We start from the raw sequence: 13,467 nt of genomic DNA on the forward strand, positions 1-13,467 counted from the left end.
ATCAAGTTGGCGGGGGGGATTTTTCATACCCATCACCATTTAGCCGATGGGCGATTGGAGATTTTAGTCGCCGCAGCAACACGGATGGGTTTACCCCCAGCGCAATTGTCAAGATTATTCGACTGTGAGACAGCAGAAGATGTGCTCAAATATCTGTGCGAGATCGATACAGCCGATGGCAGTGAGTGGGTAACTCGGATCTATGGGTATCTCACCGAGCGGATCGATAATCGATCGCAGACATATATTTATAGCCAAAGTCAGCAATCTGTAAGTGTCGGTTCGGTAGTATTCGATCGACAGCGACGAGTTATCGCCACTAGCGCAACTGGCAGAACATTTTTGACCCAATTGTGCTAAATTTAATCGAATATAAATTTTTTTACTACTTACTATAAATCTCGCTCGATCGCACTCTTCAAAGCAAAGAGTCAGTCATCTCAAATCCAGACGGTCGTAGCTCCAGTCGTCTACACGTATCAAATCCCACGGAGTCCGCAGTGACAACAGAAACCGAAACTAGTTCAACAGATCTTCAGCTTACACCTAATCCCTTAGAAGGCGTAAACTTAAATCATCAAATGGTCGTCATTCTGGACTTCGGCTCCCAGTATTCCGAACTCATTGCCCGCAGAATTCGCGAAACGCAAGTTTATTCTGAAGTTATTTCTTATCGTACTACCGCCGAGCAACTAAAACTACTAAATCCCAAGGGAATCATTCTCTCTGGGGGGCCAAACTCGGTTTATGACGATCGCGCGCCCCAATGCGACCCCGAAATCTGGAATCTGGGCATTCCCGTCTTGGGTGTGTGCTATGGAATGCAGCTCATGGTGCAGCAGCTTGGCGGTGAAGTCGTCAAAGCTAAAAAAGCCGAATATGGCAAAGCCGAAATCCTGATTGACGATCCGATCGATCTGCTGACTAATGTCGAGGAAGGTTCGACAATGTGGATGAGTCATGGCGACTCCTGCGAACGCCTCCCGACTGGATTCCAGTTGTTGGCACATACTGAGAATACACCCTGCGCGGCGATCGCCGACCATCAGCGCAAATTATATGGCGTCCAATTTCACCCCGAAGTAGTGCATTCAGTGGGCGGACTCGCGCTGATTCGCAATTTTGTCTATCATATTTGCGCTTGTCAACCAACTTGGACGACGGAAGCATTTGTCGAAGAAGCCATCCGCAATATTCGCGCGCGGGTGGGCGACAAAAAAGTTTTGCTAGCACTATCCGGCGGGGTCGATTCTTCGACTTTAGCATTCTTATTGCACCGCGCGATCGGCGACCAATTGACTTGTATGTTCATCGATCAAGGGTTCATGCGCAAGCTCGAACCAGAACGATTAGTTGCCCTATTCAAAGACCAATTTCATATCAAAGTTGAATATGTAATGGCACGCGAACGGTTCATTAATGCGATCGCAGGCGTCACCGATCCAGAAACCAAACGCAAACGCATCGGTACTGAATTTATCCGCGTATTCGAGTCAGAATCAAAACGGTTAGGGCCATTTGATTATCTCGCACAGGGCACATTATATCCCGACGTAATTGAATCGGCAGATACCAATGTCGATCCGCAAACTGGCGAACGCGTTGCGGTCAAAATCAAAAGCCATCACAACGTTGGCGGCTTACCCAAAGACTTGCAATTTAAACTCGTCGAACCCTTACGCAAATTATTTAAAGATGAAGTGCGTAAAGTCGGACGTTCGATCGGATTGCCAGAAGAAATCGTCCAACGGCAACCTTTTCCCGGCCCTGGTTTAGCAATTCGGATCATCGGTGAAGTCACCGCCGAGCGACTGAATATCCTCCGCGATGCCGATCTAATCGTTCGTCAGGAAGTTAATAAACAAGGACTTTATCATAAACTCTGGCAAGCATTTGCGGTGCTACTCGCCGATGTTAATAGCGTCGGTGTGATGGGCGACCAACGCACTTATGCACACCCGATCGTTTTACGTTGTGTATCTAGTGAAGATGGCATGACTGCCGATTGGTCGAAGGTACCTTATGAATTTTTAGAGATTGTTTCCAACCGGATCGTCAATGAAGTCAAAGGTGTCAACCGCGTGGTTTATGACATCACTTCCAAGCCACCCGGTACGATCGAATGGGAATAATGTTGTAGTAAATTGAGTCGATAAAAAAGGTGGTTCATAACCGCCTTTTTTATTAATCAGTTTTTAGCATTTCCACCGCGATTGCCATCTCAGCCGATTTTCTATCCGGTATTAAATCTAGATTATGGGATTCAAATCGCGAGAGATTGGAATACCACCGATCCTAATTCCGGCTTCGCTGGCTTTGTGACTCAGTTTGATATCGATGACGCATATATTTCTAAATTTGAAGTTCAAATTGTCGGTAGCTCTCAAGTCCACCAAGAATTGTGGATACCTGCTGAAGACTTAGCAGAATTCAATCGGCATATCCTGGGTGAAATAAAAATTGTCGCTGCTTATTATGGCAATAGTTCTACGATAGAAGTAGATCCCGATACCAACATGCCAACCACAATTCAGGTGTCGAAATAGTTATTACCATTGCTGTATACTGTTGCTAATTATCAATTATCAATTATCAATTAATTCAATGCGTATTCTTGTAACTGGTGCTAGCGGTTGTGTCGGTCATTATATCAGCGAAACCCTGATCCAAAATACCGACCACGAACTGTTTTTATTCGTCCGCAACCCGGCCAAATTACAAGTAGATATCGATGCTCGTCCGGGGATTCATGTCGTTACAGCCGACATGATGGAAATTGAAAAACAAGCCGATTTGCTCAAAACGATCGAGGTTGCCGTCCTGACAGCAGCGGGCTGGGGCGGACAAGAAGCTTTTGATATTAACTATACTAAAACGCATATCTTATTCGATTTGCTCGACCCGCAAGTATGTCAGCAGGTTATCTATTTCTCCACCGAAAGCGTCCTCGATCGCCAAGACCAATTGCTACCCGAAGCAGGTAAAATCGGGACGGATTATATTATGTCCAAATATCAGTGCTTGGACAAATTAACCCAAGAGAAAAATGCTCCCGATAGCGCGCAGCACATCGCTTCAAAAGTTACTACAGTTTTCCCGACCCTCGTCTTTGGCGGCGACGAAACCAAACCATATTCTTTCCTCTCCGCTGGATTGACAGATATCGCCAAATATGCTGGTATATTGCAATGGTTTAGTGCTGATGGCAGCTTCCATTTCATCCACGGCAAAGATATCGCCGAAGTTGTCAGACACTTAATCGCGCATCCCGAAATTGCCGATAAATTCGATCGCCGCATCGTTTTGGGCAATAAATTAGTACCTGCCGCTGACGGCATCAAGCAAATTTGCGCCTACTTTGGCAAACGCAGCCCCTTCCAAATTCCGCTCTCGATCGCGATCGCCAACTTTTTTATTAAAGTATTTAAGATCCAGATGGCCGAATGGGACAGGTTCTGTCTGAATAACCGCCACTTTAGCCACGCGCGTCCCGTCAGTCCAGCTACCTTCGGACTACCTACTTACGCGCCGACGATCGCCGACATCTTTCGGACTCGGGGTCTTGTCAGTGGTAGCCGCTCAAAATAGTGATAAATTTTTTTTAAGTATTGTTACCTCTCGGTGATACAATCGATGATGGTCGATCGGGATCGAATAACACCAAACTACTGTGAACTCTACTGATGAAACACCTCAACCGACAGAATTAGTCGGTAAGGAAACTACACCCGCGCAAGCGAGTGTAACTCAATCTTCAGAAGACTCGATGGGTGAGTATCAGCAACTCAAACGAGAGTTGTATCTGATAACTCTAGCAATTACTGCGGTGGCATTTGTCACGGTAGCATTCGTCTATGAATTGAGGGTCGCCCTCAATTACCTTTTGGGTGCAGTCGCAGGAGTAGTGTACTTGAGACTGCTGGCAAAAGATGTAGACCGCATTGGTAATGAAACCAGTAAGCTCAGTCTCAATCGGATGGCTCTATTTGTGGGCTTGATGTTAGTGGCGGCAAAATGGCACCAATTGCAGATTCTGCCTGTCTTTTTAGGCTTTTTAACCTACAAAGTGGCATTACTCATCTACATCTTACGGACAATCTGGCTGGATAATAAACCAAGCTAGAGTATCGACCGCCAATTGCAATAACTGCAATTTTGGTACACGATCGCGAGACAACGCTTCCTAGATGCACATGTTAGATGGTTTAAACATCATAAATTCCCTGCCCTTAGCGGCATTGGATGTCGGTCATCACTTGTATTGGCGACTAGGGAACCTCCAACTCCACGGTCAGGTGTTCCTCACTTCTTGGTTTGTCATCGGGTTGCTGCTGATTGCATCAATTGCCGCGACACGGAATGTTCAACGCATTCCACGCGGGATTCAAAACCTGATGGAGTATGCCCTGGAATTTATCCGGGACTTAACCAAAAACCAAATTGGCGAAAAGGAATATCGTCCTTGGGTTCCATTCATCGGCACCCTATTTTTATTCATCTTTGTATCCAATTGGTCTGGAGCATTACTCCCGTGGAAGCTGATTCACCTGCCATCGGGCGAACTAGCCGCACCAACGAACGACATCAACACCACGGTAGCATTGGCATTGCTCACGTCCTTGGCTTATTTTTATGCAGGTTTCCGCAAACGCGGTTTGGGATACCTGGCGAAATACGTTCAACCGACACCAATCCTTTTACCGATTAACATCCTCGAAGACTTCACTAAACCGCTGTCCCTAAGCTTCCGTTTATTCGGAAACATCCTTGCAGATGAATTAGTTGTCGGTGTACTAGTATTACTAGTTCCGTTTATTATCCCAATGCCAGTTATGCTATTAGGGTTATTTACAAGTGCGATTCAAGCACTGGTATTTGCTACACTAGCTGCTGTATACATCGGCGAAGCGATCGAAGGTCACGGCGAACACGAAGAAGAACACTAGTTTTTTCTTTCGGATCCCTTCCCTCATCCGAGGGTAAATTTGGGATGGCAGTCAATACTGACCACCCTCAGTTAATAGCGAATGCTATTAGCTAAATCGATTAATATTCTCAACCATTTTTTTAAGGTAAATACATCATGAATCCTACTGTTGCTGCTGCTTCTGTTATCGCTGCTGCTCTCGCTGTTGGTTTGGCTGCAATCGGCCCTGGTATCGGTCAAGGTTCCGCTGCTGGTTCCGCTGTTGAAGGTATCGCACGTCAACCCGAAGCTGAAGGCAAAATTCGCGGTACCCTGCTGCTCTCCTTGGCGTTCATGGAATCTTTGACGATTTATGGTCTAGTTGTGGCACTGATTCTGTTATTTGCTAACCCTTTCGCATAATCTTAACGTCAACCAATTGGCAGAAACGGCCAGTAGCAGTTGGGAGTTGGGAGTTGGGAGTTGGTAGAAATTGTAGGGTGGGCATTGCCCACCAGATAAGTTTCTGGCTTGAAAATATTTGTGCAAACCTAGCTTGACAACCCCTAATTCTAATTTTTCTGCTGTCGATTTCTGCCAGACCCAAAATTCTAGGAAAGCATAGAACATGATTCCACAATGGACACTACTGTTGGCAACCGCCGCAGTAGAAGAAGCAGAAAAGGGTAAACTGTTTGACTTTGATGCCACGTTACCGCTGATGGCAATTCAATTTGTCATTTTGGTAGCCATCCTCAACAAGCTGTTTTACACTCCCCTTGGTAAAGTATTAGACGATCGAGATGAGTACATTCGCGGTGGTTTGGGCAATGCTAAAGCCAGACTAGCCGAAGCAGAAGAACTCACTAAAAAGTACGAAGCAGAACTCGCAACCACCAGACGGGAAGCCCAAGCAGTCATTGCCACAGCTAAAGCTGAAGCTCAACAAATTGCTGCCGGACAACTCGCTGAAACTCAACAAGCGGCTCAAGCCCAACGGGAACAAGCCCAACAGGAAATCGATAAGCAAAAGCAAGCTGCATTTGCGGCATTAGAGCCACAAGTAGAAGCCCTCAGCCATCAGATCCTGACCAAATTGTTGGGAGCCGAGCTAGTTAAATAATCACCTGCTACCCAGATTAAAACAGTTAACAGCGAACAGTTAACAAATAATTGCTAACTAAATAGCCGATAACTAATAATCGAGCTAATCGATCGTAATGACAGCAGTTCTAGAACATATATATGATGGGAAATTTCTTATTCCTCGCCAATGCAGGTACGGGTGGGGTTGGCTTAAATTTAGATTTAATCGAAACCAACTTATTTAACCTCACTCTAGTTTTAGGCTTTGTCATCGTCTTCGGACGCAAAGTCTTGACTAATATTCTCACCGAACGTCGAGCCACGATCGAGAACGCAATTCAAGATACCGAAGCTCGTCAAAAACAAGCTGCATCCGCTCTGGAAATAGCTAAAAAAAATCTGGCCCAAGCGCAAGCCGAAGCCGAACAAATTCGCCAAACGGCAATTACCAGTGCGGCAAATGCCAAAGCTGAAATCGCGGCCAAAACCGCAGCCGATATCGAGCGGATGAAAGAACTCGCAGCAGCCGATACCAATACCGAGCAAGATAAAGCCATCGCCGAACTCCGCGCGCGGGTGACTAAACTGGCTATGGAACGGGCAGAAGCTCAACTCAAAAACCTCTTGAACGACTCCGCCCAAGCGCAGTTAGTCGATCGGAGTATCGCGCTGGTAGGAGGTAACTAATGAAAGATAGTGCTATCGGTAGTGTCGTTCTGACCCCTTACGCAGATGCGCTGATGTCTTTGGCTCAGTCGCAAAACCTCGTCGATGAATTTGCGAGCAATTGTGCCGATCTCTTAGGTCTGCTAGATGAATCGCCAGAATTGACTCAAATTTTAGCAAATCCGATCGTCAAAATTGCCGATAAAAAAGCAATTTTAACTAACATCGTCGGCGATAAAGTTCATCCATTTATGTCCAACTTCTTGTCGATTCTAGTCGATCGCCGGAGAATTGGCTACTTGGCCGGAATTTGCAAGCGTTATCAAGCCATGATTCGCGACCTCAAAGGAATTGTCTTGGCAGAAGTCACTAGTGCGATTGCGCTAACTGACGCCCAGACTCAATCGATCCGCGATCGCGTCCAAGGCATGACTGGCTCTAGTAGTGTTGAAATCGCCACCAAAGTCGATCCAGAGATTATCGGTGGAGTCATTATTAAAGTCGGTTCTCAAGTCATCGACTCCAGCTTACGCGCTGAAATTCGCCGCTTAGGTCTGAGCATTGCTTAATTAGTGGATAGTGGATAGTGAATAGTGAATAGTGAATAGTGAATAGTGAATAACTAATAGCTAAACTCTTATATCTTAATCTTACTCTTCCTCTTTCTTCCCTCTGCGCTCTTTGCGTCTCTGCGGTAGAAAAAATATCAGTCATAAAAGTACTAGCAATCTTGGAAAGGTTTGGGATTGCGATAGTCAAAAACTTACATCAGTAATCAGTAAATAGATAATTATGATTAGTATCAGACCTGACGAAATTAGTAGCATTATTCGCCAGCAAATCGAACAATATACTCAAGACGTTAAATCATCCAACGTCGGTACAGTACTTCAAGTCGGCGATGGTATCGCTCGCGTTTATGGCTTGGATAAAGTCATGTCTGGGGAACTCGTTGAATTTGAAGATGCCAGCGTAGGTCTAGCTCTCAACCTTGAAGCCGATAACGTCGGTGTGGTATTGATGAGCAATGGTCGCGACATCCAAGAAGGTAGTGCTGTTAAAGCAACTGGTAAAATCGCTCAAATTCCCGTCGGCGATGGTATCGTCGGTCGCGTAGTTGACGCATTAGCTCGTCCCATCGATGGTAAAGGCGATATCGCCACTTCCACCACCCGCCTGATTGAATTCATGGCTCCTGGGATTATCGAACGCCGTTCGGTGTACGAACCCATGCAAACTGGGATTACCGCAATCGACGCAATGATTCCCGTCGGACGCGGACAACGGGAGCTGATCATCGGTGACAGACAGACTGGTAAAACCACCATCGCTGTCGATACGATCGTCAACCAGAAATCCGAAGATGTAATTTGCGTTTACGTCGCGATCGGTCAAAAAGCTTCCACCGTTGCTAACATCGTTAACGTCCTCGAAGAAGCTGGCGCGATGGCTTACACTGTCGTTGTCGCGGCAAATGCTAACGATCCTGCTACCCTTCAGTACTTTGCACCTTACACTGGTGCTGCGATCGCTGAGTACTTCATGTACCAAGGTAAAGCGACCCTGATTATCTATGATGACTTGTCCAAACAAGCTCAAGCATACCGTCAGATGTCCCTCTTACTCCGTCGCCCACCCGGACGCGAAGCTTACCCCGGCGACGTATTCTACATTCACTCTCGCTTATTAGAGCGCGCTGCTAAACTCAGCGACGAACTAGGTGGTGGTAGCATGACAGCTCTACCGATCATCGAAACTCAAGCGAGTGACGTATCTGCATACATTCCTACCAACGTAATTTCGATTACCGACGGTCAAATCTTCCTCTCCGCCGACCTCTTCAACTCCGGTTTGCGCCCAGCAATCAACGCAGGTATTTCGGTATCCCGCGTAGGTTCCGCCGCACAGACTAAAGCGATGAAAAAGGTTGCAGGTAAACTCAAACTCGAACTCGCACAGTTTGACGACCTCCAAGCCTTCGCTCAATTCGCATCCGACCTCGACCAAGCGACTCAAAACCAACTCGCTCGCGGCGCGCGGTTACGCGAAATTCTCAAACAGCCTCAGTACTCGCCACTATCTGTAGCAGAACAAGTTGCAGTCGTATATGCAGGTCTTAACGGCTACCTCGACGATATCGCCGTCGATAAAGTTGTCGGTTTTACTACCGCACTCAAAGACTACCTGAAAAACAGCAAACCTGAGTACGCTCAAACCATCAAAGACAACAAAATGCAGTTGACTGATGAAGCAGAAAATCTGCTCAAAGCGGCATTAACTGAGTGCAAAAAATCCTTCTTAGCCGCAGCTTAGAATCGATCGGGATAACCGAATCAAAGTAGAACCGTAGGGGTATCCTTTATTGGTACCCTTACATCTACGGGTACCAATAAAGGATACCCCTACATCATTTAATTGCGCGAACATCTAGCAATTAAGAATTACTAATTAAGAATTACTAATTAATAAATATGGCTAACTTAAAACTGATTCGCGATCGAATTCAATCAGTTAAAAATACTAAAAAAATTACTGAAGCCATGCGCCTCGTCGCAGCAGCTAAAGTACGTCGCGCGCAACAGCAAGTAATCGCCACTCGTCCTTTTGCCGACAGATTGGCACAGGTTTTATATAGCCTCAAAAATCGCTTGACATTCGCCGATGCGACTTCACCTTTCTTGCAACAACGCGAAGCAAAATGCGTTGGCATCTTAGTCGTAACAGGCGATCGTGGCTTGTGTGGCGGTTATAATAGCTCCATTATCAAAAAAGCCGAACTGCGCGCTAAAGAACTTAAATCGCAAGGTTTAGACTATAAATTTGTCACCGTCGGACGCAAAGCTACTCAGTATTTCCAACGTCGCAATCAACCTATCAGTGCTAACTACACTGGTTTAGAACAAATCCCTACTGCTGCTGAAGCAGGTAAAATCGCGGACGAATTGCTCTCGCTGTTCCTCTCCGAAAACGTAGACAGAGTTGAGCTAGTTTATACCAAGTTCGTTTCATTGATTTCGTCTCGCCCCGTAGTTCAAACCTTACTTCCCCTAACTCCCCAAGGTTTAGAAGTACCAGACGATGAAGTTTTCCGCCTGACTACTCGCGGTGGTACTTTCAGCGTCGAGCGCGAAAAAATCGACACCTCCGTGCAACCATTACCCAGCGATACGATCTTTGAACAAGATCCCAATCAAATCCTGGATGCACTCTTACCCCTGTATCTAAACAATCAACTCCTCCGCGCTCTCCAAGAATCCGCCGCCAGCGAACTTGCAGCTCGGATGACAGCAATGAACAACGCTAGCGACAACGCCAAACAATTGATCGGTTCGTTGACACTCAGCTATAACAAAGCCCGTCAAGCCGCAATTACCCAAGAAATTCTAGAAGTCGTCGGCGGTGCTGAAGCACTCCAAGGCTAGATTTGGTTTAGTAATATTAAAAAAGGTGTATGAAATTAGTTTCAGGCACCTTTTTTGTGTTTGGATTCGATCGATTTCAAATTTAGTATCATCTGAAACCCCGATGTGATAGAGTACCTACCTGAATAGTTTGAACTCTATGCAATAATACAGAAAATATATTTAGCTGGTTCGTAATTTATGACATCTAAAATTAAAAATATTTTGCTCTCATGGGTTAGCAAAAATAAAGATCTCAGCCAATTACTGAGAACGATTGAAGACGACACAATTAGAACTCTTGAAGAAGTGCAGGCATTGCTTCAAGCTTTGAAGCATTTAGTCCAGAAGATTCAATCATCTCAATATATAGTAGTAGACTATTCATCATCACCACTCTATCTTTTGGCAGGGTTATTACAAGGGATGGATTTTGATAATCTCACCAACTCAGATGGCGATACTTATAACGAAGTTTACCACACAGTCAATAGCTTAGCTGATGCCTGTGAAGCTCTAATCGATCGACAGATAGTAGATGAAGGGTTACCTTTTGCATGTAAAGTTTTAGCACTTTTCAATCATCCCCGCAATCCTAAATTTATCGCCCAGCTAGCAACTGACGATCGATTTAATGACGATTTTCTATGGCAAGTGGTATTTCAAATCTATACAGATACTATTAATAGTCAAATAGAAAAGCATAAAAAAGTTTCCTGGGATATTGTCGATCTACTACGAGATCCTCTCCCACAAAACTTCATGGGAATTACTTATCTAGATTTTTCTAATCATTTAGCTACATCAGGGGTTTTAAAGAATCATCCTTTTAATTGTTCTGCTGGCGTAGCTAGTTTGAGTAAATGGATTGAAGATCCCGATCCAGAAAATTTTAGTTATGCCAAAAGTGCAACAGTAGCTATTCCTTCGATCGATCTCGATTGGCAAACAGAACTATTAGAAATTGCTCGAAAGCATTCTTCTCCAATTGTGAAGATTGAAGTTGCCTGGGTGCTAGCAAAGTTAGACGATCCATCCGGAATTAGACAATTACAAGAATTTGCCAAAGATCCTAAATATGCACGAGAAGCTCAAAGCTACTTACAAGAATTTGGAATAGTAGAAGATCGAAACGACCTTACTTTTCAAGCCCAGATTGAAATGTCTAGCTGGTTAGCTCATCCACAGGAATTCGGTCGAGCACCCGATCTATTAGAACTGTTCGATACTCGAACTATTTATTGGCCGCCTACAGATGACAAAAGAACCGTTTGGTTATTTAAGTACGCTTATTATCAGCAAAACATCACTGGGCTGGGGATGGTAGGATCGATAACTTTTGCTTTGTTTTCAGAAACTACAACCGAGCTATCACCCGAAGAAGCTTATGCATTACATTGTTGTTGGGAATTGGAAATTAAGCAAGATCGTAGAGCACCTAAATCGAGAACAATTGCTGCGGGATTAAAAATTCTCCGAAAACACAATTGGCTATGTTAGGGCGATTGAAGTATATAGTAGCTAAAAAGTAGGGTGGGCAATGCCCACCAACCTAAGTCAAGCAGAGCAAGCAATCTGCCTATGCTATGTATACTTCGATATTTTTTACTACTTACTGGGAAGATTTACACGAATTAGCTCGCCTGCTAAAGAATCTTTGTCTCTTAATGCTAGATCGATTCTCTCGGCAAAGTTATCGCGATCGTCTTTACGTCTGGTGCTAGTACAAATTACTATACCGCGATGATTACAATCTCGTCTATGCAAATTTTTAAAATCATTATAATTCAGAGTTATGACTGCCCTATTTTCGGCTATTGCAAATTCTAATACTTCCTCATCAGGAATTCCCTGATTTGCGTTGCCAGCTTCTTGCACGGTTAGAATGTCATATCCTTTCTCTCTGAGTTTTTCTACGACTGGAAGCTCAAAATTTTCATCTGCATATAGTCTAACCATCTAGTCTGCCTGATTATCGGCAATTGCTAGATCGATTTCAGCAGGAAAAGTTTCAGCATAAAACCAAGCATTATTTAGATCGGTTTGTGTTAGTCCGGGATATGCTTCTAATATTTCTAAATCGTTAGCTCCCATTTGGCGAGATTGTAATAAGCTCCAAACTGGGATTCGCGTATTTCTAATTCTAGCAGCACCGCCTACAACTTCGGGAGTTTTATTAATTCCATCTAAGAGCTGAATAATCTCAGTTTTTTCTTCTGGCGATAATGTCAAAAGTTCTTGGCGAAGTTCTTTAGTAATCATAAATTCTCCTTTCTCGATCGCTCTAAAACTTCAGATAAATTAGATGGCGAGATTGAAGCTTTAGATAAACTAATAATTCAGAGCATCAATCTCGATCGATTAAAAATAATAACTACGATCGATCGTCGCCGATCGATAATTACTCGGCAGGCTCGATCGTACTAGTTAGACCGTTACTTTTGAGGACATCGCAGTAATGTTCGGCATGTTCTTGATTGCAGACGATTACCAAAGCCATTTCGTTCTGATGTGCTTCCATCATCACACTGATAGCCTTAGTTTCAGACATGTGGGGAATATTAGTCATCAATACCTGAACGACATGTTCCATGCTATTAAAATCATCGTTATGAAGCAGCACGCGGTAGTTGGGCGCGAGCTTCCGAGATGTCGAACGCTGTTCGATAGTTTCAACAGACACGCTTTAATTTCCTCTTTGATTAGAACTAGACAACTTTCTCTATTATGCCGCAACCAGAGGCTGGTTTGCTTGCGCTAGGGGAAATGTCTAACATAGTGAATAGTGCGATCGATTATCTCCACACTCAATTCACTCCATGACTACCACTACGCCGCTAATTTCCACCCAACCGCTTCCCGGTCAATATTGGCACTGGCGAGGCGAACAGATTTATTACGTGTGCGCGGGTGAAGCCAAATCTCACCGACCCCCGTTGCTCTTGATTCATGGCTTTGGCGCATCGACAGATCATTGGCGCAAGAACATCTCCGAACTCAGTCAAGAATTCCAGGTATGGTCGATCGATTTATTGGGTTTTGGGCGTGCGGCGAAGCCAGCTTGGACGTATAGTGCCGACTTGTGGCGGGCGCAATTGCACGACTTTATCACCGAAGTTATCGGTCAGCCTGTCGTCATGGCAGGTAATTCTCTGGGTGGATATGCAGCGTTATGTGTCGCTGCTGAATATCCCGAATCCGTTGCTGGGCTGATTTTGCTTAATAGTGCTGGCCCATTTACCGATAGCACTCATCCCAAAGAACCAAATCTATTTCAAAAAGCGATTAATAATCTACTGACAGGCTTTTTGCGTCACCCGATCGGTAATTCATTATTATATAAATTCGTCCAACGTAAGTCATTTATCCGCAACACGCTTAAGAAGGTTTATGTAGACCAAACTGCGG

At 44.7% G+C, this 13,467-nt stretch carries 16 protein-coding genes and 1 pseudogene; 14 read left to right on the forward strand and 3 right to left on the reverse strand.

Translation table 11 applies throughout. The features are described 5' to 3' along the window. The 13 genes and pseudogenes from C7B77_RS10815 to C7B77_RS10880 all read left to right on the forward strand — a co-directional run. Nucleotides 1–360, forward strand: a pseudogene (locus C7B77_RS10815) (cobalt-precorrin-5B (C(1))-methyltransferase); the annotation flags it as partial. A 221-nt stretch (nucleotides 361–581) separates the two neighbouring features. Further along, complete coding sequence (gene guaA, locus C7B77_RS10820) at nucleotides 582–2,132, forward strand: glutamine-hydrolyzing GMP synthase (RefSeq protein ID WP_106304053.1); 1,551 nt, start codon at nucleotides 582–584, stop codon at nucleotides 2,130–2,132. Between the two features lie 81 nt (nucleotides 2,133–2,213). Further along, the gene (locus C7B77_RS10825; RefSeq protein WP_181243807.1) at nucleotides 2,214–2,546 is read left to right on the forward strand and encodes an ADP-ribosylation/crystallin J1; all 333 of its coding nucleotides are present in this window, start codon (nucleotides 2,214–2,216) and stop codon (nucleotides 2,544–2,546) included. A gap of 58 nt (nucleotides 2,547–2,604) precedes the next feature. After that, on the forward strand, nucleotides 2,605–3,588 hold the full coding sequence (locus C7B77_RS10830; RefSeq protein WP_106304056.1) for an NAD-dependent epimerase/dehydratase family protein: 984 nt from the start codon (nucleotides 2,605–2,607) through the stop codon (nucleotides 3,586–3,588). 82 nt (nucleotides 3,589–3,670) lie between these two features. After that, nucleotides 3,671–4,123: an ATP synthase subunit I gene (locus tag C7B77_RS10835; RefSeq protein WP_106304017.1), complete on the forward strand. Its 453-nt coding sequence runs from the start codon at nucleotides 3,671–3,673 to the stop codon at nucleotides 4,121–4,123. A gap of 64 nt (nucleotides 4,124–4,187) precedes the next feature. Beyond that, a complete protein-coding gene (gene atpB / locus C7B77_RS10840) occupies nucleotides 4,188–4,946 on the forward strand; it encodes a F0F1 ATP synthase subunit A (RefSeq protein ID WP_106304020.1) in 759 nt (252 codons plus the stop codon). Between the two features lie 137 nt (nucleotides 4,947–5,083). After that, complete coding sequence (gene atpE / locus C7B77_RS10845; protein WP_106304023.1) at nucleotides 5,084–5,329, forward strand: ATP synthase F0 subunit C; 246 nt, start codon at nucleotides 5,084–5,086, stop codon at nucleotides 5,327–5,329. 205 nt (nucleotides 5,330–5,534) lie between these two features. Then, nucleotides 5,535–6,029 carry a F0F1 ATP synthase subunit B' gene (locus tag C7B77_RS10855; RefSeq protein WP_425430822.1) on the forward strand — a complete coding sequence of 165 codons (495 nt, stop codon included), beginning with the start codon at nucleotides 5,535–5,537 and terminating at the stop codon, nucleotides 6,027–6,029. Between the two features lie 122 nt (nucleotides 6,030–6,151). After that, entirely contained in the window at nucleotides 6,152–6,679 is a 528-nt protein-coding gene (locus C7B77_RS10860) for a F0F1 ATP synthase subunit B (RefSeq protein WP_181243808.1), read from the forward strand. Next, nucleotides 6,679–7,227 (forward strand): ATP synthase F1 subunit delta, encoded by a 549-nt coding sequence (gene atpH / locus C7B77_RS10865; RefSeq protein ID WP_106304029.1) that lies wholly within the window; start codon nucleotides 6,679–6,681, stop codon nucleotides 7,225–7,227. The genes C7B77_RS10860 and atpH overlap by 1 nt, the downstream gene beginning before the upstream one ends. A gap of 223 nt (nucleotides 7,228–7,450) precedes the next feature. Beyond that, nucleotides 7,451–8,971 carry a F0F1 ATP synthase subunit alpha gene (atpA, locus tag C7B77_RS10870; RefSeq protein ID WP_106304032.1) on the forward strand — a complete coding sequence of 507 codons (1,521 nt, stop codon included), beginning with the start codon at nucleotides 7,451–7,453 and terminating at the stop codon, nucleotides 8,969–8,971. Between the two features lie 158 nt (nucleotides 8,972–9,129). Then, entirely contained in the window at nucleotides 9,130–10,080 is a 951-nt protein-coding gene (locus C7B77_RS10875; RefSeq protein ID WP_106304035.1) for a F0F1 ATP synthase subunit gamma, read from the forward strand. Nucleotides 10,081–10,260: 180 nt separating this feature from the next. Continuing rightward, a complete protein-coding gene (locus C7B77_RS10880) occupies nucleotides 10,261–11,559 on the forward strand; it encodes a HEAT repeat domain-containing protein (protein ID WP_106304038.1) in 1,299 nt (432 codons plus the stop codon). A gap of 108 nt (nucleotides 11,560–11,667) precedes the next feature. Here the strand turns inward: C7B77_RS10880 and C7B77_RS10885 are convergent, their stop codons facing one another. The 3 genes from C7B77_RS10885 to clpS form a co-directional block, all read right to left on the reverse strand. Beyond that, nucleotides 11,668–12,018, reverse strand: a complete 351-nt coding sequence (locus C7B77_RS10885; protein ID WP_106304041.1) for a DUF5615 family PIN-like protein — start codon at nucleotides 12,016–12,018, stop codon at nucleotides 11,668–11,670. Continuing rightward, the gene (locus C7B77_RS10890) at nucleotides 12,019–12,321 is read right to left on the reverse strand and encodes a DUF433 domain-containing protein (RefSeq protein WP_106304044.1); all 303 of its coding nucleotides are present in this window, start codon (nucleotides 12,319–12,321) and stop codon (nucleotides 12,019–12,021) included. 139 nt (nucleotides 12,322–12,460) lie between these two features. Next, on the reverse strand, nucleotides 12,461–12,742 hold the full coding sequence (gene clpS / locus C7B77_RS10900; RefSeq protein ID WP_106304050.1) for an ATP-dependent Clp protease adapter ClpS: 282 nt from the start codon (nucleotides 12,740–12,742) through the stop codon (nucleotides 12,461–12,463). A 136-nt stretch (nucleotides 12,743–12,878) separates the two neighbouring features. Between clpS and C7B77_RS10905 the strand changes: the two genes are divergently transcribed. Continuing rightward, the coding region (locus C7B77_RS10905; RefSeq protein WP_146138264.1) for an alpha/beta fold hydrolase at nucleotides 12,879–13,467 on the forward strand (589 nt) is incomplete at its 3' end.

The sequence above is a fragment of the Chamaesiphon polymorphus CCALA 037 genome, from assembly GCF_003003845.1.
Taxonomy (GTDB): domain Bacteria; phylum Cyanobacteriota; class Cyanobacteriia; order Cyanobacteriales; family Chamaesiphonaceae; genus Chamaesiphon; species Chamaesiphon polymorphus.